This window comes from Nocardia sp. NPDC050713 (assembly GCF_040654315.1).
GTDB lineage: Bacteria > Actinomycetota > Actinomycetes > Mycobacteriales > Mycobacteriaceae > Nocardia.
In genome coordinates this window covers 153,062-178,114 of sequence record NZ_JBFAHS010000014.1, presented here as the reverse complement: position 1 = coordinate 178,114, position 25,053 = coordinate 153,062, and the positions used below count along the sequence as shown (strand labels likewise).

Sequence of the window (25,053 nt, the reverse complement as noted above, 5' to 3'; positions counted from 1 at the left end):
GCCGGGTCGGCGGGGCATTCTTCAGGCGCTCATGGGCGCGGCGGTGACCCCGTAGCCGAGGTTCGTCAGCACCTCGCTCGTCGCCTTGGCGAAATTCAGCGTGATGAAGTGCAGGCACGGCGCGCCCTCGTCGATCAGCCGCTGCGCCATCTCGGTGGCGATCTCGATGCCGACCTCGCGGACCGCCGCCCGGTCCTCCTCCGGACCGTCGCCCGCCGCCTTGCGCAGCCGCTCCAGCACCGAGGCGGGCAGCTCGCGACCGCACAACTCCTCGGCCCTAGCCACGGTGCGCAGCGAGGTGATCGGCATCAGCTCCGGGATGATCGGCTTGGCGCCCTCGACCGGGTCCATCGCGACGACCCGATCCCGCAGACGCAGGTAGTGGTCGACCTCGAAGAACATCTGGGTGATCGAATACTCCGCGCCCGCACGCAGTTTCGCGGCCAGGTAGGCGGTGTCGGAGTCCAGGTCCGGCGAGCGGTGGTGCCCCTGCGGGAACGAGGCGACGCCGACGTGGAAATCGCCGAGATCGCGCACGATGCGGACCAGTTCCTCGGCGTACTCCACGCCCTGCGGGTGCTTGTGCCACTCGCCGAGCGGGTCGCCGGGCGGGTCGCCGCGCAGCACCAGGATGTTGCGGATGCCGGAGTCGGCGTACGCGCCGACCAGTGAGCGCAGCTCGGCCACGCTGTGCCCGACGGCGGTCAGGTGCGCCACCGGCAGCAGGGTGGTCTCCTGCGCGAGCTCACCGGTCACCCGCACGGTGCGATCCTTGGTGGAACCGCCCGCGCCGTACGTCATCGACACGAACGCCGGATGCATGCGCTCGAACTCGCGTACCGCGCGCCAGAGCCGAGCCTCGCCCGCGGCGTCGCGCGGCGGGTTGAACTCGACGGAGAACGGCACCATCCGGCCGGAATGCACCTGCAAGCTTTGCACGACCGAAGGTGTTCCCGAGACGATCGGTGGCGTCGGGGACGGTCGCCCTGGGGTCGAACGTCCCCGCACGGAATCGAAAGTCACCGGTTCAGTGTAGTGGGACGGCCGTACGGCCGTGTCGGCACGGGATTTCCCGGCGTGGAGGTTGGTCGACGACGGGATCGAAAGGCCGCGTATTCTCTGATACGGCACCACTATCGCTGCGGCCGGACCGGACGTGCGCCGCGATCGCGCCGAACCGGGCGGCGGTGACGCGCGCTCGCCCACACAACGAACCAGTCGCGCTCGACCGGCGCGACCACACCCGTGACCCTGGAGGTTCCTCTGTCCGCCGGACCCGGTACTCCGACAAGAACCCCGGCAACGCCCGTCGCCGACGCGCCACGGACGCCGAGTCCCGGCACGCCCGACTTCGTCGCCGCCGTGCAGGACCGGCTCACCGCGTTCTTCGTCACCCGGCGGCCGATCGTCGAGCCGCTCGGCCCGGTCTTCGTCGACGCCGCCGACGCGCTGGAGATGTTCGTGCTCCGCGGCGGCAAGCGCACCAGGCCCGCGTTCGCCTGGACCGGCTGGCTCGGCGCGGGCGGCGACCCGGACAGCGCGGAAGCTGGTGCGGTGCTCGCCGCTTGCTCGGCGCTCGAACTGGTGCAGGCGTGCGCGCTGATCCACGACGACATCATCGATTCCTCGCGCACCCGCCGCCGTTTCCCCACGGTGCACGTCGATTTCGAGCAGCGCCACCGCGAGCGCGGCTCGGCGGGCGACGCCGCGCACTTCGGCGTCAGCGTCGCGATCCTGATCGGCGATCTCGCCCTGGCCTGGGCCGACGACCTGGTGCACGCCTCCGGTCTCGACCCGGCGGCGCTCGCGCGGTTCGCGCCGGTCTGGGCGATGATGCGCACCGAGGTGCTCGGTGGGCAGCTGCTCGACATCAACGGCGAAGCGGTCGGCGACGAGTCGGTGGATGCCGCGTTGCGCATCAACCGCTACAAGACCGCCGCCTACACCGTGGAGCGCCCGCTGCACCTGGGCGCCGCCATCGCCGACGCCGACCCGGACCTGATCGCGGCCTACCGCACCTTCGGCACCGACATCGGGATCGCCTTCCAGCTGCGCGACGACCTGCTCGGCGTGTTCGGCGATCCGGAGGTCACCGGCAAACCCTCCGGCGACGACCTGCGCGAGGGCAAGCGCACCGTGCTGCTCGCCGAGGCGCTGCGCCGCGCCGACGCCACCGATCCGTCCGCCGCGCACCTGCTGCGCACCAGCATCGGCACCGATCTCGGCGCCGAGGACGTTACGCGCCTGCGCGCCGTGCTCACCGAGCTCGGCGCCGTCGACGACGTGGAACACCGCATCGCCGACCTCACCGACCGCGGCCTAGCCGCCATCGATTCCAGCTCGGCCACCCCCGCCGCCAAAGAGCAACTACGCGGCATGGCACTGGCCGCAACCAGGAGGACCGCATGAAAGCCGTTGTGGGACCAGCCGATCGCGTGATCGCCGTCGGCGCAGGACCGGCCCCGCGCAGCACCGCCAAGCGCCGCGGGAAGTCCACCGCCGCGCTGACCGAACGTCGACTGATTCTCGGCGCCGCTCTGCCGACCCGGCGCGGCGTCCGTGTCCCCCGCGCGTGCTCGGCGCCGCGGGACACCGAGTCGGCCGAGGACTGAATCTCCGTCTTTCAACGCCGGACGTCGCGAGGCGACCGGCGGCGCGCACCGCGTAGCGATCCACCTACCGACCGGCAGGCACGGGAATCATCGTGGTGCGCGAAACGCACGCCGCACCGGCCCGCCGCGGCGTGCGAACGGCCGCGTTCCACTGGAACGGACGCGGCGCGGGCCGAGGCAGAGTGTCGTGTGCAGTACCGCCGTGCCCGGCGGCCGAGGAGAAGTCAGATGAAAACCGTTGCGGGACCGACCGATCGGGTGGTCGTCGTGGGCGCGGGCCTGTCCGGGCTTGCCGCCGCGCTGTATCTCACCGGCGCGGGGCGGTCGGTCACGCTGCTGGAACGGGCCGATCATCCCGGCGGCCGGGTCGGCAGGTACCGGGGGCCCGATTACGAGATCGACAACGGCGCGACGGTGCTGACGCTTCCGGAACTGATCACCGACGCCTTGGCCGCGGTGGGCCGGACCCTCGAGTCGGGACCGACACCGCTGCGCATCCACCGGCTCGCGCCGAGCTATCACGCCCGCTTCGCCGACGATTCCACCATCCGGGTGTTCGCGGACCCGGACGCGATGGCCGAGGAGGTCGCCCGCACCTGCGGCCGCGACGAGGCGCGCCGCTACCGACAGCTGCGGGACTGGCTGGCCCGTGTCTACCGCGCCGAGTTCACCGAGTTCATGGACACCAACTTCGACTCGCCGCTGGACATGGTGCGCTCTCCGCGCAAACGCGCCGCGCTGCTCGAACTGGTGCGGCTCGGCGGGTTCGGCAGACTCGGACCGCGCGTCGGCCGGATACTCACCGACCGCCGACTGGCTCGGCTGTTCACCTTCCAGGCGCTCTACGCGGGCATGGCGCCCGCCGACGCACTCGCGGTCTACGGCGCGATCCCGCACATGGACACCTCGCTCGGCGTCTACTTCCCCGAAGGCGGGATGCGCGCCATCGCCGCCACCATGGCCGAGGCGTTCACCGCCGCGGGCGGGACGCTGCACCTGAACACCGAGGTGGCCGGGATCGAGTACGAAGGCCGACGCGCCCGCCGGGTGCGCACCACCGACGGACGCACGGTCGACTGCGACGCGGTGGTCCTCACCGCGGATCTCGGCTCGATCGAACGCTTCGGCGTGCGCCGCCGACGGGGACTGCGGGCCGCGCCGTCCGCTGTGGTCGCGCACGGCACGATTCCGGCCGACGTCGCCGCGAGCTGGCCGGTGCAGGCTCACCACACCATCGATTTCGGCGCGGCGTGGGACACCACCTTCGACGAGATCGCCGTCGCGCCGCGCCGCGGCGGCAGGCTCACCGCGCGCGGACGGCTGATGCGCGACCCGTCGCTGCTGCTGACCCGCCCCGCGCTGACCGATCCCACGCTCTACATCGACCGGGCCGACGGCAGGCACGAGCCGTTCTCGCTGCTCGCGCCCTGCCCCAACCTGGCGAGCGCCCCGCTCGACTGGGACCGGTTGGCGGGCCCTTACCTACGCGAACTGCTCGAGGTACTGGAGACGCGCGGCTACCGCGGGATCGCCCAACACTTCACCGTCGATCACCTGGATACCCCGGCGACCTGGCTGGCGCAGGGGATGATCGCGGGCACGCCGTTCTCCGTCGCCCACCTTTTCCGGCAGACCGGTCCGTTCCGACCGCGGAATTTCCCGCGTTTCAGCGACAATGTGGTTATCGCCGGTTGCGGCACCACGCCGGGCGTCGGCGTGCCGACGGCGCTGCTCTCCGGGAAACTGGCGGCAAACCGCATTACCGGCGCCGCGGCCGATCTCCGGGGTGAACCGCGCGTACCAGCGGGATAGTGTTCCGCGCGAACCATTAAACTGATCGCCGACCTATTCACTCGCGGTTGCGACCGCCGACCTTGCCGGGGGGACCGACACGACATGCATCCCCCCGAGACGAGCGCCGCAGCCGCCACGCCGACCGACACCGCGCGTCGCGCGTCGAGTCGCGGCACCTCGAGCGCCACCGGATCCAGCACAGCGCGATACTCCGGCGACGGCGCCGACCGGAACGACATCCGGGACCGGATGCAGACCTACGCCGATTTCGCGCGCAGTCCCGAGGGCCACGCCGCGCTGCTCGGCTTCTTCGGTGCGGTGATGATCACCTTCGGCGGTCTCGGCGCGGGCAGCGTACGCCAGCGCGATCCGCTGCTCGAGGCGATGAACCTGTCCTGGCTGCGATTCGGGCACGGCTACGCGCTGTCGAGCATGCTCATCTGGGTCGGCGTGCTGCTGATGATCACCGCGTGGGTTCGGTTGGGCCGCACCACACTCGGGCTCGGCAACCGGGCGGGCGCGGCGGTGACGCTGAACGAACTGCGCGCGATCGTCGGCATCTGGATCTTCCCGCTGCTCTTCGCGGTGCCGATGTTCAGCCGCGACGCCTACTCCTACTTGGCCCAGGGCGCGCTGCTGCGCGACGGTTTCGATCCCTACCAGGTGGGTCCCGTCGCGAATCCCGGTGTGCTGCTGGACAATGTGAGCCCCGTCTGGACCACCACCACCGCGCCGTACGGCCCGGTGTTCCTGCTGCTCGGCCGCGCCATCACCGCCATCACCGGCGACAACGTCGTCGCGGGCACCATCGCGCTGCGCTTCGTGATGTTGCCCGGTCTCGCGCTGATTATGTGGGCGGTCCCGTATCTGACCAAACATCTCGGCGGCAAGCCGACGGTGGCGCTGTGGCTCGCGGTGCTCAACCCGCTGGTGCTCATCCACCTCATCGGCGGTGTGCACAACGAGATGCTGATGGTCGGCCTGATGTGCGCGGGCATCGCGCTGGTGCTGGAGCGCCACCACGTGGCGGGCATCGTCGTCGTCGCGATCGGCGTGGCGATCAAGGCCACCGCGGGCATCGCGCTGCCGTTCCTCGTCTGGATCTGGATGTTGCACGAGCGGGAACGCCGCGCCGCCGAACGCGCGGCCGCGGACCCGAACGCACCGGCCGATCCGAACTCCGGCCCGGCCAACGGCGCCCCGGACGCCGCGAAGGCGGGACCGGACATGCCGCATCCGGCCATGACGTTCGCCAAGATCGCGGGCCTGGGACTGAGCGTGTTCGCGGCGGTGTTCGTCGCGGCGTCGGCCATCGCGGGCGTCGGCATCGGCTGGCTGACCGCGCTGTCGGGCTCGAAGAAGATCATCAACTGGCTGTCGCTGCCGACGATCATGGCGCACACCACCACCTGGATCACCCCGCTGCGCATGGAATCGGTGCTCACCGTGACCCGCGCGCTGTGCGCGCTCGCACTGGTCGCGGTGCTGGTGTGGACCTGGTGGCGGTTCCGGCACAGCGAGCGCGAGGCGGTGTTCGGCATCCTCATCGCGTTCGTCGGCATCGTCATCCTCTCCCCCGCCGCGCTGCCCTGGTACTACTCGTGGCCGCTGGCGCTGGCCGCCGCGTTCGCGCTGTCCACCACGACGCTCATGGTGCTCGTCGGCCTGTGTACCTGGCTGATGCTGGTTTTCCAGCCGGACGGATCGATCGGTCTGTACAACTTCTGGCACGTGGCCGCGGCGACGTTCGCCGCGGTCGTCGCCGCGCTCTCGCTGCGCACGGTGGATCCACTGCGGCTGCGTTCCACGCCGCAGGCGGAGACCCCGCGGAGTGAAGTCGCGGCCACCGCTTCGCGACCATGAGCACCGCGAGACCCGGGAAGGACTCAGACCTAGCCGGTGTCGGCCGCGGTCCGCTCGACACGACCGAAGCGCGGCCCGGCATCTCGTCCGATCTCGCGGGAACAGCTCGAGCCGAGGCGGAGATTCGCCTAGCGGACGCCTACCGCGCGTGCCGGGCGATCGCCGCCGAGCACGGCCGCACGTACTTCCTCGCGACCAGGCTGTTGTCGGCTCCGCGAAGACCCGCCGTGCACGCGCTCTACGCCTTCGCGCGGATGGTGGACGACATCGTCGACCACGCGGACGCGAGCCATGGACGGCAGCCGAATCCAGCGGAGACATCGCGCCAGAGCCCGGCGAAGACACGGCAGTCGAGCCCCTCGGCCGAACTCGACCTGATCGAGAAACAACTGCGCGTCGCCCTCGATCACCGCACACCCACGGAACCGGTCCCGCCGCTACACGCCCTGGTGCTGGCCGCGCTCGCCGACACCGTCGACCGCTACGCCATCGATCCCGCGCACTTCTGGACCTTCTTGGACTCCATGCGCATGGACGTCCCCGGCACGGCGCACTTCCGCACTCGCTACGCCACGCTGGCCGAGCTGCGCGAGTACATGCGCGGCTCGGCGGCCGCCATCGGCTTGCAGCTGCTTCCGGTGCTCGGCACCGTCGCGCCGCCCGCCGAGGCCGAACCCGCGGCCGCCGCGCTCGGCGAGGCGTTCCAGCTCACCAACTTCCTGCGCGATATCGGCGAGGATCTCGATCGCGGCCGCGTCTACCTGCCCGGCGACCACCTGGCCGCCTTCGGCGTGGACGACGACCTGCTCGCCCATTGCCGCCACACCGGCCGCACCGATCCGCGGGTACGCCGCGCGCTGGCACATCTGATAGCGATCAACCGCGGCGTCTACCGCACCGCCGATCCAGGGATCGACCTGCTGAACCCGCGGGTCCGCCCCGCCATTCGCGCGGCGAGCGCGCTCTACGCGGGAATTCTCGACCGGATCGAGGAATCCGGGTACGCGGTGTTCCAGGGGCGAGCGGTGGTGCCGACCGGGCGGCGGCTGCTCGTCGCGGGTACCGAATTCGTAGCGGGCGCGTTCCACCGCCGTTGACGGTGACTTCCCGTGCGGTGTCGTTCACACGCCGCACAGCGCCACCGGCCCTGCGCGGAGTGCGAAACCTGGAGTTCAGAAGGGGTCGGCGGCGGCGCGGCGCAGCACCTCACGGGCGAGCGGGCCGTGCAGCGCGTCGATCGGCTTGCCGGGAAGGCTGGCGTCGTCGGTGAAGATCCACTCGAGGATCTCCTCGTCGGTGTACTTGGCGTCCTTCATGACGGTGATCAGCCCGGGTAGGGGCTTGACGACCGCGCCGGTGTCGTCGAAGAAGACCTCCGGAACACTCGCCACTCCATTGCGGCGCAGGGCGAGGAGCTGATGGTCACGCAGCATCTGGTGCACCCGCGTCACCACGATCCCGAGGCGGTCGGCCACCTCGGGCAGCGGCAGCACGGCCACGGAATCCGGAAGGACATCCTCGCTGCAGGGAAATGCACTCACCCGCACAACGGTAGACGGTGTGGCGGCGCGCGTCGTGTGACACCCGGGCGACAGACCGGTTCGGCCGCTCGGCACGGTTACGATCGTGGGGGCCGCACGGGGCGGCCTGTCGCTGTTCGCGTCACAAGCGAGGGGTGAGCACTTTTGTGAAAGCCGGAGGACATCACTTGATCGGGCAGATGCTGGAAGGGCGCTACCGGATTGACGCGCCGATTGCTCGGGGCGGGATGTCGATGGTCTTCCGCGGCGAGGACACCCGCTTGGACCGTCCGGTCGCGATCAAGGTGATGGACCCCAAGTTCGCCGCGGATCCGCAGTTCCTTTCCCGGTTCGAGTTCGAGGCCCGCGCCGTCGCCAAGCTCAAGCATCCGTCGCTGGTGGCGGTGTACGACCAAGGCGTGGACGGCGACCATCCGTTCCTGATCATGGAGCTCGTCGAGGGCGGCACCCTGCGCGAGCTGCTGCGCGAACGTGGACCGATGCCGCCGCACGCCGTGCGCGCCGTCGCCGAACCGGTGCTCGCCGCGATCGGCGTCGCGCACTCCGCCGGCCTGGTGCACCGCGACGTCAAGCCGGAGAACGTGCTCATCTCCGATTCCGGCGAGGTGAAGATCGCCGACTTCGGCCTGGTGCGCGCGGTGGCGGCCGCGACGACCACCTCGGCGAGCGTCATCCTCGGCACCGCCGCCTACCTCTCCCCCGAGCAGGTGACCAGCGGCACCGCCGACTCGCGCAGCGACGTGTACTCGTTCGGCGTACTGATCTTCGAGTTGCTCACCGGCCGGGTGCCATTCACCGGCGACACCTCGATATCGGTGGCGTATCAGCGGATCGAGAACGACGTGCCGAGCCCGAGCCAGTTCATCTCGGGCGTTCCGCCGGAGTTCGGCGAGCTGGTGGCCCGCGCGACCAACCGGGAGCCCGCGCACCGCTTCGCCGACGCCAACGAGATGGCCGCGCAGCTGCGCTCGATCGCCGCGGAGCTGAATCTGCCGCCCTACCGGGTGCCCGCGCCCCGAGAGTCGGCCGAGCATCTGAGCGCGAGCTTCCGCGCGTTGCCCGATCACGGCGGCCGGCCCGCGCCGTCGCGTCCCGCCCCCGCGCCGGACCCGCACACACCGCAGGCGACGCAGCACACCAAGGTGGTCACCGCGGCGCGACCGCGGGTTCCCGACTACGGACCGTCCGGGGAGTACGGGCCGCCTTCCGACTACGACCCGCAGACCAGCGGCCTGCGCCAACCGCCGTATCAGCCGTACGACGACGACCGGCGCAAGTCGCGCCGGACCACGCTGCTGTGGGTGGCGATCGTCGCGATCCTCACGCTGGTCGTCGGTATCGGCGGCTGGTGGTTCGGCGCGGGCCGCTACGAGCCGGTGCCGCCGATCGCGGGGCTGAGCAGCGAGCAGGCCACCGCGAAGCTCCAAGAGGCGGGCTTCGAAACCGAGATCAGGCAGAAGGCCTCGGACACCATCCCGGTGGGGGGCGTGGTCGGCAGCGACCCGTCGGCCGGATCCAAGCTCACCAAGGGCTCCACGGTGTCGGTGCTGGTCTCCAGCGGCAAGCCTCGGGTGCCCGACATCAATCCCGGTGACGACGTGCGCAAGGTGAACCAGCTCATCAAGGACGCCGGACTCCAGCCCGTCGACGCGGGCGAGGTCGGCAGTCAGGCGCCCAAGGGCTCGCTGGCCAAGGTCGAGCCCGCGCCGGGCACGGTGCTGCCGACGGGCGGACAGGTCAAGGTCTACCGCAGCAACGGCGCGCAGCCGGTGAAGGTGCCGGACGTACGCGGCAAGACCACCGAAGAAGCCGTCGCGGCGCTCAGCGCGGCGGGCATCAAGGTTCGTGAGACTCGCTCCGAATACGACAAGGCCATCGCGGCCGACGAGGTCATCGGCACCGACCCGGCTGCGGGCAGCACGGTGAACTCGGGCGAGGGCGTCGCGCTGATCGTCTCCAACGCGGTCAAACTGCCGCTGCTGGTCGGCGACAGCGTCGGCGAGGCCCGCCAGAAGCTGGAGGGCCTCGGCCTGCGCGTCCAGGTCCAGCAGCTGACCCCGTCGGACAACTCCGTGGTCATCGGCCAGAGCCCCGGCGCGTCGGCCAAGGTCCAGCCGGGGAGCACCGTCACCCTCACCGCACTGCCCTGAGCCACCGGCGACTGCGTCGGCGGCCATCGGTCGGCGGTGTCGGCCGCGCCGCTAGGCCCTAGAGGGTCAGCGTGACCTTGCCGAGCGCGGCGACGACATCGCGGTACATCCACCGCTTCATCGCCGCGAGCGCGGGACCCGCGGTGCCTGCCAGCGCGCCCGCCCTGGCCAGCGCGACCGACAGCACCCGATCGTGCTCCTCGACCGCGTCCACGATGCCCGCGGCCAGCGCGTCGGGCCCGCCGTAGCGGCGGCCGGTCAGCATCGCCTCGTGCGCGGCGGGCCCCAGCCGAGCGGTCAGCAAGTCGGCCATGCCGCCGGGGATGACGAGGCCGTCGTCGGATGCGGCCAGTGGCAAGGTGATCTCGGGCAGGCAGAAGAAGCCACGATCACCGCGCATGACCCGCCCGTCGTGGGCCATGGCGAGGATCGCGCCCGCACCGAACGCGTGCCCCTGGACCGCCGCGACGGTCGGCGCGGGGAAGGTCAGCAGGCGCTCGAACACCCGCTGTCCGGCCATCAGGTAGTCGGCGACGTCCGGCCGCAGGAACCGCTCGGGCTCGAAACCGTTGGAGAAGAACTTGCCCGATCCGGTGGTGACCAGCGCCTTCGGCCCGTCGGCTGCCTGCACTTCGTCGAGGCAGGCGTGGACGGCGTCCATCCATCCGGGGGTGAAGCGGTTCTCGGTGTCGAGCTGATCCGGTTCGCCGAGATCGAGCACGAAGACGGCGTCTTCGCGGCGTAGGTGAGGCATCAATACTCCAGGGGTGCGATGTGTTTCGGGTCAGGCGGGCGGGTCGACGAAGATGTCGTAGCCGAGCTCGCCGCTCGGGCCGTAGCCGGACAGATCCGTGATGCCGTGGGCGGCGAGGACTTCCACGTCCAGGTAGGTGTTGCCGGTGGTCGTCGCGGCCGGGCTCTCCAGGATCAGCGCCGCGGCGTCGGCGACGATCTCCGGGGTGCGCGCGGTCGCGGCCACCTCCTCCCCACCGAGCAGGTTGCGCACCGCGGCGGTGGCGATGAGCGTCTCGGGCCACAGGCAGTTCGCGGCGATGCCCGACTCGCGGTGTTCGGCGGCCACACCGAGCGTCAGCAGGGTCATGCCGTACTTGGCCAGCATGTAGGGCGGGTGCGCGCCGAGCCACTTCGGGTCCAGGTTCAGCGGCGGCGAAAGCGACAGCACGTGCGGGTTCGCCGACTTGCGCAGGTGTGGCAGCGCGGCGCGGGTGAGCAGGAAGGTGCCGCGCAGCTGGATCTGCTGCATCAGGTCGAACTTCTTCGCGGGCAACGTCTCGGTGCCCTGCAGATCGATGGCGCTGGCGTTGTTGACCACGATGTCGATGCCGCCGAAGCGGTCGACGGCCTGGTCGACGGCGGCCTGCACCGAGTCTTCGTCGCGCACGTCGCCGACCACAGCGAGCGCCGATCCGCCCGCGGCCTCGATCTCCGCGGCCGCGGTGTGCACGGTGCCGTCCAGCTTCGGGTGCGGGACATCGGTTTTGGCGAGCAGCACGATATCGGCGCCGCGCCGGGCGGCCGCGAGTGCGATGGCCAGGCCGATGCCCCGGCTGCCGCCGGACATCACCAGGGTGCGGCCGGACAGAGTCTGTGGAGTCATGAGGTGCCTTTCGGTGTCGGCGGCGGCTGCGCATTCGTGCGCCCGGCGCCACGGCGTTGAGCAACGCATATAATTGGCTAAACAAATCGTTTGCGCTACTACCCTTTTATAGACGCAACGGTTTGTCAAGGGCACCGGCCGCTGGGCATGATGTGACGGGAGGTGAACGATGTCCGAAGACTCGGCGCTGGTTCCTGGGACCATCGCGGCGCACACGGTGTGCCTGCTACAGAAGATGGGACAGGTCGCCTTCCGGCTGGCCGAGGAACGTCTGCTCGGCCTCGGCCTGCGGGTACGGCACTACAGCGTGCTCCAGGCGCTGGCCGACCGCGGCGGCATGGCGCAGGCCGAACTCGGCGGCTACCTGCGCATCGACGCGGCCACCATGGTCTCCACCCTCGACGACCTGGAACGCCACGGCTACGCCGAGCGGCAACGCGATCCCGGCGACCGCAGGCGCTACCTGGTCATCCTCACCGACAAGGGCGGCGAAACGCTCGCGGGCATCCAGACCGCCCTGCGCGAGGTGCACGAGGAGATGTTCGCCGACCTGCCCGAGGAACGGCGCGACCTGCTCTATGCGGTCCTCTGCGAGTTGAACGATTCGGAGCAGTTGCGCGCGCGCTTCGACGCGACGCGGGGCTGAGAGCTACCGCGCTCGCGGCGATTTGGTTCGAAAGCGTCGAAACAGCTGACTGCGCAAAGAGATCCGCACTGCCAGGACGACAGTGCGGATCTCGATGTATCGAATTAGACCTACCCGCGCGGTGTTTCGAATTCAGCGCAGCATTTCGGCGACCAGGAACGACAGCTCCAGCGACTGCTGGGTGTTCAGGCGCGGGTCGCAGGCGGTCTCGTAGCGGCCGGACAGGTCCAGATCGGAGATGTCCTGGGCGCCGCCGAGGCACTCGGTGACGTCCTCGCCGGTCAACTCGATGTGCAGGCCGCCGGGGTGGGTGCCGAGCGCGCGGTGCACCTCGAAGAAGCCCTGCACCTCGTCGACGATGCGGTCGAAGTGGCGGGTCTTGAAGCCGGTGGAGGCCTCGTGGGTGTTGCCGTGCATCGGGTCGCACTGCCAGATCACCTGGTGGCCGGTCGCCTGCACCTTCTCGATGATGGGCGGCAGCACGTCGCGGACCTTGGCGTTGCCCATGCGCGAGACGATGGTGAGGCGGCCCGGCTCGTTGTTCGGATCCAGCCGCTCGACGTACTCCACTGCCTGGTCCGGTGTGGTGGTCGGGCCGATCTTGAGGCCGATCGGGTTGGCGAGCAGTTCCGCCAGCGCGATGTGCGCGCCGTCGAGCTGACGGGTGCGCTCACCGATCCACAGGAAGTGCGCCGACAGGTCGTAGAGCACCGGCTCGCCCGAGACCGGGTGCTCGCTCAGGCGCAGCATGGCGCGCTCGTAATCGAGAACGAGCGCCTCGTGGCTGGCGTAGATGCGGGCCGACTGCAAGCTGGGGTCGTTCACGCGGCAGGCGGTCATGAACGCGAGACCGCGGTCGATCTCCTCGGCCAGCGCCTCGTACCGCGCGCCCGCCGGGGACTGCGCGACGAAGTCGCGGTTCCAGTCGTGCACCTTGTGCAGGTCGGCCATGCCCGCGCTGGTCAGCGCGCGGACCAGGTTCATCGCCGCGCTGGCGTTGGCGTAGGCGCGCACCAGGCGGGACGGGTCGTGCTCGCGCATCTTCTCGTCGGCCACCAGCGCGTTCACCATGTCGCCCCGGTAGGACTTCAGGCCGAGCGCATCGGTGTCGGAGGAGCGCGGCTTCGCGTACTGGCCCGCGATGCGCGCCACCTTCACCACGGGAAGGCTGGCGCCGTAGGTCAGCACCACGGCCATCTGCAACAGCGTGCGGATATTGCCGCGGATGTGCGGTTCGGTGTTGTCGGCGAACGTCTCCGCGCAGTCACCGCCCTGCATCAGGAACGCCTCGCCCCGCGCGACCTCGGCGAGCTGGCCGCGCAGCTCCTCCACCTCGGCAGGCACGCAGATCGGCGGCACGCTCTCCAGCACGGTGCGCATCATCGCCGCCTGTTCGGGATCCCACGACGGCTGCTGTAGCGCGGGCCGGGCCAGCGCCTCGTCCAATCTCCGGCGCAGCTCGGCGGGCAGCGGTGGCAGTTCCGGCAGGCGATCGATGGGTACGTCGACGGTCCAGTTCACGAGTTCAGAATACGGACCGCGCGGTCGTGCAGACAGCAGAGGTAGGGGTGGATATCGATCCCCGGAGGTGTGGGCGATCCCCACCCGCGGTAGCCCCTCGCGTACGCCGCCCACATCGCCGCATAGGGTGACAACGACCGGCACATGCCACCGCCCGCCCGATCGAGGAGAGGTCGATCTCGCTGAGGTATTTCTATGATTGCGAGTTCATCGAGGACGGGGTCGTCATCGACCTGGTGTCCATCGGCGTCGTCTGCGAGGACGGCCGCGAATACTACGCGGTGTCCACCGAATTCGACCCCGAGCGCGCGGGGCCGTGGGTGCGCAAGTTCGTGCTTCCGCAGCTACCTCCGCCCGCCTCGCCGCGCTGGCGCAGCCGCGAACAGATCCGCGACGACCTCTACAAGTTCCTGATTCCGCGGCCCTCCGTGCAGCCGGAGCTGTGGGCCTGGGTCGGCGCCTACGACCACGTGGCGCTGTGCCAGCTCTGGGGTTCGATGGTCGACCTGCCCACCGCCCTCCCCCGCTACACCAACGAACTGCGCCAGCACTGGGAGGCACACGGCCGCCCCGCACTGCCGCCGGTCCCGCCGGACGCGCACGACGCGCTCGCCGACGCCCGCCACAACTACGCCAAATTCGAGGCCATCGAAGCCGCGCGCAGGCGCTGAGGCCCCCAGATGACAGGCCCGGGTCCGGACTCGGGGCCTTCGTGTTCGAAAAAAGGGGAAGGCCCCGAGTCGTAGTCGACTCGGGGCCTTCCCGCCTACCGTGGCTCAGTGGCCGTGCTTGCCGTTGGCCTTCTCCTGTGCCTTCTGGAGCACCGCCAGCTGCCGGTGTTCCTCGGCGTGGTCGAGCTCGAAGTTCCGCTCCGACTCCTCGTGCGGGTCGGGGCGCAGGAAGCTACCGGTGCCCGGCTTGCCCGCCGAACCCAGCTGGTTCATCTTCTTGGGCACCGGGGCGCCCTGGTATGCCAGCGGGATCGGGTGGCCGTGGTCGTCGACCGGGCCGAGCGGCTGGTGCACCTCGATGTACTCGCCGTGCGGCAGGCGCTTGATCACGCCGGTCTCGATGCCGTGCTCGAGCACCGCCCGGTCGCTGCGCTGCAGGCCGATGCAGAACCGGTAGGTGAGGAAGTACGCCACCGGCGGGGCCACGAGCAGACCGATACGACCGATCCAGGTCGTCGCGTTCAGCGAGATGTCGAACTTCAGCGCGATGATGTCGTTGACGCAGGACAGCGTCAGCACCACGTAGAAGGCGATCGCCATGGCGCCGATCGCGGTACGGACCGGCACGTCGCGCGGACGCTGCAGCAGGTTGTGGTGCGCGTCGTCGCCGGTGAGGCGCTTCTCGATCCACGGGTAGGCGATCAGCAGCGTGAACACCAGACCCATGATCAGCGCGACCCAGAACACGGCGGGAACCGTGTAGTTGCCGATGTAGAGCTCCCACGGCGGCATCAGACGCGCCATGCCGTCGGTCCACATCATGTAGAAGTCCGGCTGCGAACCCGCGGAGACCTGAGCCGGGTTGTACGGGCCGAGGTTCCAGATCGGGTTGATCTGCAGGACGCCGCCCATGATGCCCACGATGCCGAGGGTGAAGGCGAAGAACGCGCCCTGGTCCGCGGCGAACACCGGCACGATGCGGGCGCCGACCACGTTGTTCTCGGTGCGGCCGGGGCCGGGGAACTGGGTGTGCTTCTGGTACCAGACCAGCGCGACGTGCGCCGCGATCAGCGCCAGGATGATGCCCGGGAAGAGCAGCACGTGGGCGATGTAGAGGCGCGGGATGATGATGTCGCCGGGGAAGTCGCCGCCGAACATCAGCCAGTGCATCCAGGTGCCGATCACCGGAATGGAGATGGTGATGCCGGAGAACGCGGCGCGCAGGCCGGTGCCGGAGAGCAGGTCGTCGGGCAGCGAGTAGCCGAAGAAGCCTTCGAACATCGCCAGGATCAGCAGCAGCGAGCCGATCACCCAGTTCGCCTCACGCGGCTTGCGGAACGCGCCGGTGAAGAAGATACGGAACAGGTGCACGATGATCGAGGCCGCGAACAGCAGCGCCGCCCAGTGATGGACCTGGCGCACGAACAGACCACCACGCACCTCGAAGGAGATGTTCAACGCGGTCTCGTAGGCCCGTGACATCCCGACGCCGCGCAGCGGCTGGTAGGCGCCGTCGTAGGTGACGTGCGCCATCGACGGGTCGAAGTACAGCGTGAGATAGACGCCCGACAGCAGCAGGATGATGAAGCTGTAGAGCGCGATCTCACCGAGCAGGAACGACCAGTGGGTCGGGAAGACCTTGTTGATCGACCGCTTCACGAACGCCGCGGCGCGATACCGCTCGTCCATCTCGTTGGCTTGGGCTGCGACTGAAGGGCTCATGAACGACGCTCCCAGTAGGCCGGTCCGAGCGGCTCGATGAAGTCGCCGTTGGCGACGAGGAAGCCCTCGGAGTTGACGGTGATCGGCAGCTGCGGCAGTGCGCGAGCGGCGGGACCGAAGATCGGCTTACCCCATTCGGTCGCCGAGAACTGCGACTGGTGGCAGGGGCAGAGGATCCGGTTGGTCTGCTGCTCGAACAGCGAGGTCGGGCAGCCGAGGTGGGTGCAGATCTTCGAGTAGGCGAAGTAGTCGCCGAAGTTGAAGCTCTCCTGGCCCTTGCGCTTGATCGCCGACTCGGCGTCCTCGGTGCGCAGACGGATCAGCATGACCGCGTTGCGGATGCCGCGCAGCGACTGCAGCATCTCGTGGGAGTCGCCGCGCCACTTCTCCTTCCACGGGAACACCGTCTCCATGCTGCCCGCGTCCAGGTCCTCCGGACGCACCAGCACGATGTCCTCCGGACGGCCGGTGTCGCGGCGCAGGTAGATGGTCTCGCCAGGGAAGTCCGGCGTCCAGCCCGAGACCCACAGCGGCGACTTGTCGCCCTTGGCCCACGGGTTCTTGATCATGCCCCCGACGAAGAGGAACAGCGAGCCGAGGCCGAGGATACCGACGCCCGCGCCCGCGGTGCGGGTGATCATCTTGCGACGACCCAGTGTGGAGGTGTCGAGCGCGTCCGACAGCTCGGCGACCAGGGTGCGCCGCTCGACCTCCGGCGACCGACCGTCGTGACGGTCCTGGATGGAGATCTCGGCCGGGATGAACTTCTTGCGGATCAGCACCACGGCGATGCCGATGACCAGCACCGAGATGCCGAAGGTCAGACCGACCAGCGGCGTGAACAGCGAGTAGGCGTTGTGGCCTTCCTCGTTCGTGCCCTTGAACTCCCAGGGCCAGAACAGGAAGACACCGACAAGCGCGGCCGCCGCGAGACCGGAGATGGCGAACCAGAAGGTGACTTCGCGCTCGGCCCGCTTCTCGGCCCGGGTGCCCGGGATCGGGAAGCGCTCGCGCCGGTAGGCGACGTCGACGCCGTCGCGCTCGGTGCCGAGCTTGACCAGCTCGTCACGCGACATCGCGTCCAGTTCGTCTTCGGTCGGGTCGGCGGGGGTGTTCACCGGCCCCTTCTTCGACAGCTCGGTCCCCTCATCCGGGCGACTCACGTCGTCTCGCTCCTGTTCACTCATGACCGGGACCCGATCCACATAGCCGCACCGACGGTGAGCACGATGCCGACCACCCAGATCGCCAGACCCTCGGTCGCGGGGCCGAAGCCGCCGAGGCCGTAGCCACCGGGGGTCTTCTCTTCGGCGGCGTTCTTGATGTACGCGATGATGTCGCGCTTCTCTTCGGGCGTGAGCTGGCGGTCGGAGAACTTCGGCATGTTCTCCGGGCCGGTCAGCATGGCCGCGTAGATCTGCTGCTCGCTGGCGGGCTCCAGCGGCGGCGCGTACTTGCCGGAGGACAGCGCGCCGCCCTTGCCGGTGAAGTTGTGGCAGGACGCGCAGTTCATGCGGAACAGCTCGGAACCGCGGGCGATGTCGTCGCCGCGCAGCGATTCCTGGGCGATCTCGCCGTTGGCGTCGCGCACCACGGACGGTCCGCCGCCGTTCGCGGCGATGTAGGCGCCGAGCGCGTCGATCTGCTGGGCGTCGAACTTCGCGGGCTTGCGCGTGGCCTGCGCCTGGTTGGCGGCCAGCGGCATGCGCCCGGAGGACACCTGGAAGTAGACGGCGGCCTCGCCGACGCCGATCAGGCTGGGGCCGCGGTCCTGCACACCCTGCAGGTTCGCGCCGTGGCAGGTGATGCAGGACGTGTCGTAGAGCTGCTTGCCCTCGCGGATCAGCGCGGACTGGTCCTGGTGGGCCGTCGCCACCTGGGGCTCGGGCGTGAGAGCCGTCGCGAGGAAGCCGGCTCCGACCAGACCCACCAGGAGCGCGAGACCGCCCGCGATGCGCCTGCGAAGGCGACGCTGCTTGCGGGTCTTGCTGGCCTCGCCGTTCCCGGGGCTGGCGGGCTCAGGCGCTGACGGGGGAGATGAACTCATCTGTGTCCCTTTGGAGTAGACGGAACCGACTTGTGCAAAAGATTCGGGGCTGGCTCAGCGGACGAAGTAGATCGTGGCGAACAGCCCGATCCACACGATGTCGACGAAGTGCCAGTAGTACGAGACGACGATCGCGGCGGTGGCCTGCGCGGGCGTGAACTTGCTGAGCTTGGTGCGGATCAGCAGGAACACGAAGGCGATCAGACCACCGATGACGTGCAGACCGTGGAAGCCAGTGGTGATGTAGAACACCGAGCCGTAGGCGCTGCTCGAGATCGAGGTGCCCTCGTGGACCAGGTGGTAGTACTCGTAGGCCTGGCCGCCGACGAAGAACGCGCCCATCAGGAAGGTGAGGACGTACCAGCGGCGCAGGCCGAACACGTCGCCCTTCTCCGCGGCGAACACACCCATCTGGCAGGTGAACGACGACGCGACCAGCACGGCCGTGACCGGCACGGCGAGCTTCAGGTTCAGCTCGGTCGGTTCCGGCGGCCAGTTGCCGTGGGCCTGGGCGCGCGCGACGAAGTACATGGCGAAGAGGCCGGCGAAGAACATCAGCTCGCTCGACAGCCAGATGATGGTACCGACGCTGACCATGTTGGGCCGGTTCAGCGAGTGCACACGCTGGGTAATGGCCGATCCTGGGGTCCCTACTGCGGTCGTCACGGGGGTAAGTATGACTCGTCGTAGTACGACAGCAGTAGGCGGGTACGAAACTTGGCCGTCCGTGTCGGAAAACGCACGGACGGACCGGGACTGGCATGTCCGAGTCCGATCCACGGGAAGCCGCCGCACCGAACGCGCCGACCTGCGCGGACGCGGTCATGATGACAGGCGAGAGTAAGTAGAAGCTGAGACGAGGAGGCGGATGTGGCACCGCGTATCTGGCGGCGGTTGTTCGGGCGCGACGCACCGGCGCCGCTGGACCCGGCCCGTGCGGACCTGGTGGTGGTCGCGGCCAGTTTCGACGACGCCGAGGCCTGCTCGGCCGCGCTGGCCAGGGCCGAAGGGCTGACCGAGGACGCGCCCGCGGTGCTGCGGCATCACCTGCGGATTCCGGCGGAGCAGGTCGAGCGGGTGTGCGAGATCGCGGCGCAGGAGGGGTACGCGCCCGCCCCGCGACCCGATGCGACGGGCGATGCACTGGAGATGTTGATCCTGCAACGGGTGCAGCTCGTCGACGCGCTGCATTGTTCGCAGGAGCGGTCGAGGATGGCCGGGCTGGCGCAGCGCCACGACGGTTTCGCCGACGGGTGGGACGTGCTGCAACCGGGTGGGGCGGCCACTCCGCGCTGAAAACGCCTTTCCGGCCGGGCGCGCCCCCGCTTACGCTCCGGCGCGTACCCAACCCGGCGTCCGGCCGCGCAGGCCAGGCGTGGACCGTCGACGGCGCGCCGTCAGGCGCACCTCCGCCTCCGCTCCGGCCGGGCGCGAGGCTGTTGACGGACCTCGCACGACCGCGCCGATTAGGCTGCTTGCTACAGAAGTGACGGGAGAAATCGAATGAGCGTGCGCAGCTGGCCCCAGGTGCTCGGAACCCTTGCCGACGGCGGCGACCTGGCCGCGGACGACACGGCGTGGGTCATCAACGAGATCTTCACCGACAACGCGACGCAGGCCCAGATCGCCGCGTTCGGCGTTGCGATGAAGATCAAGGGTCCGACGCCCGCCGAGCTCTCCGGCATGGCCTCCGGCATGCTCTCGCACGCCCGTCTCGTGCACATCGACGGCGACGCGGTCGACATCGTCGGCACCGGCGGCGACCGCTCCGGCTCGGTGAACATCTCCACCATGTCCTCGGTCGTGGTCGCCTCGGCCGGGGTGCCGGTGGTCAAGCACGGCAATCGCGCGGCCTCGTCCAAGAGCGGCGGCGCCGACGTGCTCGAGGCGCTCGGCGTGCGGCTCACCCTCGGTCCGGACGCGGTGGCGCAGTGCGTCCGCGAGGTCGGGATCGGCTTCTGCTTCGCGCCGCTGTTCCATCCCGCGCTGCGCTTCGCGGGCCCGGCGCGCAAGGAGATCGGGATTCCCACTGTCTTCAACGTGCTCGGTCCGCTGACCAACCCGGCTCAGCCGCGCGCGGGCCTGGTGGGTTGCGCCTTCCCCGATCTGCTTCCGGTGGTCGCGGGCGTGTTCGCCGAGCGCGGGGCGAGCGCCCTCGTGGTGCGCGGCAACGACGGGCTCGACGAGATCACCACCTCCGACACCACCGACGCCTGGGTGGTGTCGGGCGGCCGGAAGCGACAGACCACCATCGACCCGACCCGCCTCGGCATCCCACGCGTCGAACTGGACGCGCTGCGCGGCGGTGACGCCGAGACCAACGCCGGTGTGGCGCGGTCGGTGTTCGCGGGCGCGCCGGGCCCCGTGCGCGACGCGGTACTGGTGAACTCCGCCGCGGCCATCGTCGCCTACGACCTCTCGCGCGGGGAGGGCGATCCCGAGGCCGACGTACACGACGCGCTTGCCGCCGGTATCGAGCGCGCGGCCGCCGCGATCGACGGTGGCCAGGCGGTAGCGCTACTGGACAGCTGGGTCAAACTCTCGAACACGCTCGGCGATCGGTGAACTTCAGGCAAACGCTCGATCCGATTGTCGCCGAACCTCTTCCACGCACGTAACAGACGGCTAGACTGACCCGGCGCGGGATGGATCGACCGCAGCGATGCGCCCGTGGCAATGAGTCTGCATATCACGATCCCGGCGGTTATCCGACCGCCGGGCACCTCTCCGGCACGGCATCCCGACGCGAATCGGTGTGCCGTCCGGTCCGACACGTGAGGAGCCGACTATGAAGCGCGCACTATTCGGAATCATGGCTGCCGGCCTGCTGCTGGCCGCGCCGACAGCCAACGCCCAGGAGGGCGACGTGATCGTGAACGGGAAGGCGATCCAGGCCCCGGTGGGCTGTGTTCAGGTCGCCGACCAACCGGATGAGCTCTCCGTGGAGAACAACACGGACAAGGTCATCAGCGTGTATAGCGACGACCAGTGCACGGGCGACGCGGCCGCCATGGTCGACCCGGGTGAGACCCGCTCGGTCACCGGCTGGTCCATCAGCGCGTCCTGACCGGTCATTCTCCCAGCGAGAAACCGGCCTCCACGTCGGCGCGGGAGTACGACTTGAACGCGATGTGGGTGGTTGTGCGCAGCACGCCGGGCGTCTTGTCGATCCGGTGCGTCACCACCTCGGCGACCTGCTCGTGATCGCGCACCCGCACGATCGCGATCAGGTCCACATCGCCCGCGCAGGAGTACACCTCGGTGACGCCTTCGGTGTCGGCGACCGCCTGCGCGGTCTCCGGGATACGGCCGTTGTCGGCGTGGATCAGCACGATCGCGTTAATCATGCTGCCAGCGTAATCGGCGCTGTCGGCCGAAGTCCGTCCTCGGACCGTGCACGGCCGGAGCGAATGCGGAGGTACGCCTGACGGACACAACCGGACGCAGCCGCCCACCGACCGCGCACGGCCACAGCGAATACGCAGGGATGCCCGACGGACGCCCCACCCAGCCCGCGCCGACCTCGCTCGAGAAGGCGGTCACCGAAGGTGGCGCGACGCTGAGCGACCTCGCCGATGCCAGGGCGCTGATCTGGGCGGGCGGCCCCGGCGAGTTTCCCGAGGAGCTGCCCGGCACCCGCCGAGTGGGTGCCAGCTGCTCGCGGCGGGCGTCGAGTACTGGTTCACCGGAGGTCTGATCGCCCGCCATCCGAGTCGGATGCAGGCCGCCCCCATACCGCGCATGGCTCGAAGCGAATGCGCATCTACGCCTAACGCTCGGCGTAGTCCGCCTCGGCCGACCGCGTCCTGGCCGCAGTGTCGGCCACCTCGGCCCAACCCAACCATCGGCCCGCGCCGTAGCGCGGCTCGTGATACCCGTCCGTGGTCCGCACGATGCGCACGCCGGGCCGCGCCAGCCAGCGCGTGACGAGGCCCGCCTCCTCGGGCGAAGCGCCGCGCAGCGGGGGCGCATCGTCCGGATCCGCGCCTCCCGCGCCGTCCGGGACGACCGTCTCCGCAGCCGCGACGATCTGCTCCACGATCGCCATCGGCGGCGTGCCGCGCCGCGCCACCCCCGATCCCGCGAGGCGGCCGTAGCGGATGACGGCGAACTCCCAGCCGCCCGCGCCGTCCGGGTGCGCGGCGATCAACTCGGTGATCCGGGCGACCGCCGCGAGCCGCTGGGTGCGCCGCAGCGCCCTGATCACCGCGACGGTGCGATCGCGCAGGCGCGCGGCGGCCTCGAAATGCTCGGCGGCGGAGTGCGTTTCGATGCGGTCTAGCATCACCCGCACAGTGGCGTCGGAATCGCCGCGAAACAGCGCGCGCACCGCGGCGGGAGCGGGTGCGTATTCCGTTGTATCTATAGGGATTCCGGAAGGGGTCGCCGCAGGGCAACCGCCGACCACCGCGGGCGGGCATTCGTGGCGGCCGCCGCGGGGCAGTCGGGTAGTGCAGGTGCGCAGTCCGGCGTGCTCGGCGACGGTGGCCGCGACATCGGCGGCATTCAGCCGAGAAGTGAAGGGGCCCAGCGCGTCTTGCGTCGGTGTACGGACGATCGCGAACCGCGGGAACGGCTCGTCGGTCAACGCGATCCACCATCCCCGCTTGGGGAACTTCGAGCGCCGGTTGTAGGGCGGGGCATGCGCGACGAGCAGCCGCAGCTCGCGCACCCCGGCCTCCAGCGCGTGCGCGCACACCACGTGGTCGACGCGAGTCGCCAGCGCGACCATCTCCTTCATCCGGCCCCTCGTCTCCGAGCCGGTGAAGTAATTGCGCACGCGGCGACGCAGATTCACCGCGGTGCCTATATAGAGGACCTCGTCGGTGGGACCGCGGAAGAGGTAGACCCCAGGCTCGGCGGGCAGGTCGGTGGCGAACACCCGCTTGGCACGCTGCCCGGAACTCACGTCCGGCAGATAGTCCATCAGCTCGGTGAGGCTGTGCACGCCTTGGTTTCCCACCCGGGCGATCAGCGCGTGCAGCACGTCGACGGTGGCGCGCGCGTCGTCCAGTGCGCGGTGCGTCGGCTGCGTGCTCGCGCCGAGCAACCGGGCCAGCGACGCGAGCCGGACCGAGGGCGCCTCGTCCCTGCCGAGCACCCGTCGCGCCAGCTTCACCGTGCACAGCACCGGCGCCTTGGGCCACTCGGTCTCGCAGCGCGCCGCGGCCGCGCGCAGGAAGGCCATGTCGAATCGGGCGTTGTGCGCGACGAGCACCGCGCCCGCCGCGAACTCGAGGAATCCCGGCAGCACCGACTCGATGCGCGGCGCGGCATAGACCATGGCCGTGGTGATCCCGGTGACGTGCACGACCGCGGGCGGTATCTCCCTGCCGGGATTCACCAGCGTCGCGAACTCGCCGAGTACCTCGCCGCCGCGCACCTTGACCGCGCCGATCTCGGTGATCGCGTCGCCGTCCGCGCGGGTTCCCGTGGTCTCCAGGTCGACGACCACGAAAGTGGTGTCGTAGAGCGGCGTATCGAGTTCGTCGAAGGCCAGCTGCTTGGCGGCGGCCTGGCGCGGCACGGGGTCGGGCACGGCGAGCAGCGTAGGACCTCGGTACGACAACTTCCGCGCGCGCGAAACCGTGCGCCATTCGTCCGATTTGTCGCGCGAGGTTCTCATTGCGATACCCCCGAAATGATCTAGATCACCGAAAAGCGATCCAGATCACATTTCCGCCGCGAAGGAATCAGCGCCCGGGCGTGTCCGGTACAGCCGACCAGTCGTCCTGGACATGCTGCGGCACTGCCGGGCCACTCTGGTCAACCGCCCGGATGGAGGACGCGTCAAGCAGCAGAGTGAGCGCTTTCACCTGCGAAAACAACGGTCATGCACGCCGCGCATGGGCCGGGCCACCACCTGGGACAGCTGAGGGTAGCGACATGGACGCCCGTCGATAACCGGCCCTCGTTATCGTTTCGTGATTGGTGTGAGATACCTCGCAGATATGCCTGGCGGAAATTGTTGATCATCGCCATTTCGGATGCCCTGGGCTTTACAAAACACCGTGATGTGTTCGTAACCTTTTCGAGACCTCACGGAGTCCGCCGCACCGAACGGAGCGGCAGCACGCAGTCCGCTGCACCACCGGGTGTGGCGTCGTGGGGCAGATTGGAAGTAACCGCATCATGGCGACCAACACCGTCAAGCGACAGGCGCAGCGTGCCGTTGCCGCCGGAGCCGTCGGCGCTGCCACCATCGGCGCGTTCCTCCTTCCGGCCGCCCCCGCGTCGGCTCAGCCGGTGACCATCCCCGGCGTGGGAACGTTCGATGTTCCGAACGAGATCCCGATCCCGGCCGACATCCCGGGCGTGCAGCTGGGCACCCCGCCCGGCGGCGCTCCCCTGCCGTTCGTCGCGCCGCAGAAGACCCTCGGCGAGGTCGCCCTGGACGCGGCCATGTCCAAGCTCGGCTCCCCTTACGTGTACGGCGCCGCGGGCCCCAACGCCTTCGACTGCTCCGGCCTCGTGCAGTGGTCCTACCGCCAGGCGGGCATGGAGCTGCCGCGCACCAGCGGCGCCCAGCTGGCCTCCGGCACCCCGGTCTCGCTGAACGACCTGCAGCCGGGCGACCTGGTGTCGTTCTACGGCGGCGGCCACTCGGGCCTGTACGCGGGCGACGGCAACATCATCCACGCCTCCACCTCCGGCACCCCGGTGATGATCGCCTCGCTGGACTCCATGCCGGTCGCGGGCGCGCGCCGCTTCTGATTCCGAGTCGAGCCGGGCCGCCCACGCGGCCCGGCTCGATCTCCCCGCGGCCGTGATCGGTTCGTTCCCCACTGGACACCGACCGCTGCCGTTTCGTAACCTAAATGAGACATACCCGGGTTGCGGAGCCGCCGAACTCGTTTCCGCGAACCGG

General features: G+C 69.7%; 24 protein-coding genes. 13 read left to right on the top strand and 11 right to left on the bottom strand.

Annotation, left to right across the window (positions count from 1 at the left end):
- Nucleotides 1-21 precede the first annotated feature (21 nt).
- The gene (locus tag AB0H49_RS25045; protein WP_355004234.1) at nucleotides 22-1,023 is read right to left on the bottom strand and encodes a methylenetetrahydrofolate reductase; all 1,002 of its coding nucleotides are present in this window, start codon (nucleotides 1,021-1,023) and stop codon (nucleotides 22-24) included.
- Nucleotides 1,024-1,251: 228 nt separating this feature from the next.
- On the opposite strand from AB0H49_RS25045, the gene AB0H49_RS25040 reads away from it, so the two are divergent.
- The 5 genes from AB0H49_RS25040 (at nucleotide 1,252) to AB0H49_RS25020 (ending at nucleotide 7,366) form a co-directional block, all read left to right on the top strand.
- Nucleotides 1,252-2,409: a polyprenyl synthetase family protein gene (locus AB0H49_RS25040; RefSeq protein ID WP_357254860.1), complete on the top strand. Its 1,158-nt coding sequence runs from the start codon at nucleotides 1,252-1,254 to the stop codon at nucleotides 2,407-2,409.
- Nucleotides 2,406-2,612 carry a hypothetical protein gene (locus tag AB0H49_RS25035; protein ID WP_355004233.1) on the top strand — a complete coding sequence of 69 codons (207 nt, stop codon included), beginning with the start codon at nucleotides 2,406-2,408 and terminating at the stop codon, nucleotides 2,610-2,612. The genes AB0H49_RS25040 and AB0H49_RS25035 overlap by 4 nt, the downstream gene beginning before the upstream one ends.
- 228 nt (nucleotides 2,613-2,840) lie before the next feature.
- On the top strand, nucleotides 2,841-4,424 hold the full coding sequence (crtI, locus tag AB0H49_RS25030; protein ID WP_357254783.1) for a phytoene desaturase family protein: 1,584 nt from the start codon (nucleotides 2,841-2,843) through the stop codon (nucleotides 4,422-4,424).
- A gap of 231 nt (nucleotides 4,425-4,655) precedes the next feature.
- Entirely contained in the window at nucleotides 4,656-6,269 is a 1,614-nt protein-coding gene (locus tag AB0H49_RS25025) for an alpha-(1->6)-mannopyranosyltransferase A (RefSeq protein ID WP_357254858.1), read from the top strand.
- Nucleotides 6,266-7,366, top strand: coding sequence for a phytoene/squalene synthase family protein (locus AB0H49_RS25020; RefSeq protein ID WP_357254781.1), 1,101 nt, complete (start codon nucleotides 6,266-6,268; stop codon nucleotides 7,364-7,366). Before AB0H49_RS25025 ends, AB0H49_RS25020 begins: the two co-directional genes overlap by 4 nt.
- Before the next feature lie 75 nt (nucleotides 7,367-7,441).
- Here the strand turns inward: AB0H49_RS25020 and AB0H49_RS25015 are convergent, their stop codons facing one another.
- Nucleotides 7,442-7,810, bottom strand: coding sequence for an Rv2175c family DNA-binding protein (locus AB0H49_RS25015; RefSeq protein WP_355004230.1), 369 nt, complete (start codon nucleotides 7,808-7,810; stop codon nucleotides 7,442-7,444).
- A gap of 167 nt (nucleotides 7,811-7,977) precedes the next feature.
- On the opposite strand from AB0H49_RS25015, the gene pknB reads away from it, so the two are divergent.
- Nucleotides 7,978-9,960 (top strand): Stk1 family PASTA domain-containing Ser/Thr kinase, encoded by a 1,983-nt coding sequence (gene pknB / locus AB0H49_RS25010; protein ID WP_357254779.1) that lies wholly within the window; start codon nucleotides 7,978-7,980, stop codon nucleotides 9,958-9,960.
- Between the two features lie 58 nt (nucleotides 9,961-10,018).
- Here pknB and AB0H49_RS25005 read toward each other — a convergent pair whose 3' ends face one another.
- Nucleotides 10,019-10,714 carry an enoyl-CoA hydratase/isomerase family protein gene (locus AB0H49_RS25005; RefSeq protein ID WP_355004228.1) on the bottom strand — a complete coding sequence of 232 codons (696 nt, stop codon included), beginning with the start codon at nucleotides 10,712-10,714 and terminating at the stop codon, nucleotides 10,019-10,021.
- 30 nt (nucleotides 10,715-10,744) lie between these two features.
- Complete coding sequence (locus tag AB0H49_RS25000; protein WP_357254777.1) at nucleotides 10,745-11,578, bottom strand: NAD(P)-dependent oxidoreductase; 834 nt, start codon at nucleotides 11,576-11,578, stop codon at nucleotides 10,745-10,747.
- A 169-nt stretch (nucleotides 11,579-11,747) separates the two neighbouring features.
- Between AB0H49_RS25000 and AB0H49_RS24995 the strand changes: the two genes are divergently transcribed.
- Nucleotides 11,748-12,224, top strand: coding sequence for a MarR family transcriptional regulator (locus tag AB0H49_RS24995; protein WP_357254775.1), 477 nt, complete (start codon nucleotides 11,748-11,750; stop codon nucleotides 12,222-12,224).
- A gap of 132 nt (nucleotides 12,225-12,356) precedes the next feature.
- Here AB0H49_RS24995 and AB0H49_RS24990 read toward each other — a convergent pair whose 3' ends face one another.
- Nucleotides 12,357-13,745 (bottom strand): class II 3-deoxy-7-phosphoheptulonate synthase, encoded by a 1,389-nt coding sequence (locus AB0H49_RS24990; RefSeq protein ID WP_355004225.1) that lies wholly within the window; start codon nucleotides 13,743-13,745, stop codon nucleotides 12,357-12,359.
- Between the two features lie 182 nt (nucleotides 13,746-13,927).
- Here AB0H49_RS24990 and AB0H49_RS24985 point away from each other — a divergent pair, with 182 nt between their 5' ends.
- Nucleotides 13,928-14,416 (top strand): polyadenylate-specific 3'-exoribonuclease AS, encoded by a 489-nt coding sequence (locus AB0H49_RS24985; protein WP_141812579.1) that lies wholly within the window; start codon nucleotides 13,928-13,930, stop codon nucleotides 14,414-14,416.
- 105 nt (nucleotides 14,417-14,521) lie between these two features.
- On the opposite strand, the gene AB0H49_RS24980 is transcribed toward AB0H49_RS24985, so the two are convergent.
- The 4 genes from AB0H49_RS24980 to AB0H49_RS24965 are packed head-to-tail and all read right to left on the bottom strand — an operon-like array spanning nucleotide 14,522 to nucleotide 18,851.
- On the bottom strand, nucleotides 14,522-16,138 hold the full coding sequence (locus AB0H49_RS24980; RefSeq protein ID WP_357254773.1) for a cytochrome bc complex cytochrome b subunit: 1,617 nt from the start codon (nucleotides 16,136-16,138) through the stop codon (nucleotides 14,522-14,524).
- Complete coding sequence (locus tag AB0H49_RS24975; RefSeq protein ID WP_355004223.1) at nucleotides 16,135-17,325, bottom strand: ubiquinol-cytochrome c reductase iron-sulfur subunit; 1,191 nt, start codon at nucleotides 17,323-17,325, stop codon at nucleotides 16,135-16,137. The genes AB0H49_RS24980 and AB0H49_RS24975 overlap by 4 nt, the downstream gene beginning before the upstream one ends.
- Nucleotides 17,322-18,185, bottom strand: a complete 864-nt coding sequence (locus tag AB0H49_RS24970) for a cytochrome c (RefSeq protein ID WP_355004222.1) — start codon at nucleotides 18,183-18,185, stop codon at nucleotides 17,322-17,324. The genes AB0H49_RS24975 and AB0H49_RS24970 overlap by 4 nt, the downstream gene beginning before the upstream one ends.
- A 54-nt stretch (nucleotides 18,186-18,239) precedes the next feature.
- Complete coding sequence (locus AB0H49_RS24965; protein ID WP_355004221.1) at nucleotides 18,240-18,851, bottom strand: heme-copper oxidase subunit III; 612 nt, start codon at nucleotides 18,849-18,851, stop codon at nucleotides 18,240-18,242.
- Nucleotides 18,852-19,055: 204 nt separating this feature from the next.
- Here AB0H49_RS24965 and AB0H49_RS24960 point away from each other — a divergent pair, with 204 nt between their 5' ends.
- The 3 genes from AB0H49_RS24960 (at nucleotide 19,056) to AB0H49_RS24950 (ending at nucleotide 21,252) form a co-directional block, all read left to right on the top strand.
- Nucleotides 19,056-19,481 (top strand): hypothetical protein, encoded by a 426-nt coding sequence (locus AB0H49_RS24960; RefSeq protein ID WP_357254770.1) that lies wholly within the window; start codon nucleotides 19,056-19,058, stop codon nucleotides 19,479-19,481.
- 207 nt (nucleotides 19,482-19,688) lie between these two features.
- A complete protein-coding gene (gene trpD / locus AB0H49_RS24955) occupies nucleotides 19,689-20,750 on the top strand; it encodes an anthranilate phosphoribosyltransferase (RefSeq protein WP_357254768.1) in 1,062 nt (353 codons plus the stop codon).
- A 223-nt stretch (nucleotides 20,751-20,973) separates the two neighbouring features.
- The gene (locus AB0H49_RS24950; protein ID WP_357254766.1) at nucleotides 20,974-21,252 is read left to right on the top strand and encodes a hypothetical protein; all 279 of its coding nucleotides are present in this window, start codon (nucleotides 20,974-20,976) and stop codon (nucleotides 21,250-21,252) included.
- Between the two features lie 4 nt (nucleotides 21,253-21,256).
- Here AB0H49_RS24950 and AB0H49_RS24945 read toward each other — a convergent pair whose 3' ends face one another.
- The gene (locus AB0H49_RS24945; protein ID WP_067785820.1) at nucleotides 21,257-21,532 is read right to left on the bottom strand and encodes an Lrp/AsnC ligand binding domain-containing protein; all 276 of its coding nucleotides are present in this window, start codon (nucleotides 21,530-21,532) and stop codon (nucleotides 21,257-21,259) included.
- A 140-nt stretch (nucleotides 21,533-21,672) separates the two neighbouring features.
- On the opposite strand from AB0H49_RS24945, the gene AB0H49_RS24940 reads away from it, so the two are divergent.
- Nucleotides 21,673-21,882 carry a hypothetical protein gene (locus AB0H49_RS24940; RefSeq protein ID WP_357254764.1) on the top strand — a complete coding sequence of 70 codons (210 nt, stop codon included), beginning with the start codon at nucleotides 21,673-21,675 and terminating at the stop codon, nucleotides 21,880-21,882.
- 72 nt (nucleotides 21,883-21,954) lie between these two features.
- On the opposite strand, the gene AB0H49_RS24935 is transcribed toward AB0H49_RS24940, so the two are convergent.
- Nucleotides 21,955-23,724 carry a DEDD exonuclease domain-containing protein gene (locus AB0H49_RS24935; RefSeq protein ID WP_357254762.1) on the bottom strand — a complete coding sequence of 590 codons (1,770 nt, stop codon included), beginning with the start codon at nucleotides 23,722-23,724 and terminating at the stop codon, nucleotides 21,955-21,957.
- A gap of 593 nt (nucleotides 23,725-24,317) precedes the next feature.
- Between AB0H49_RS24935 and AB0H49_RS24930 the strand changes: the two genes are divergently transcribed.
- Nucleotides 24,318-24,899 (top strand): C40 family peptidase, encoded by a 582-nt coding sequence (locus tag AB0H49_RS24930; protein WP_355004215.1) that lies wholly within the window; start codon nucleotides 24,318-24,320, stop codon nucleotides 24,897-24,899.
- Nucleotides 24,900-25,053 lie beyond the last annotated feature (154 nt).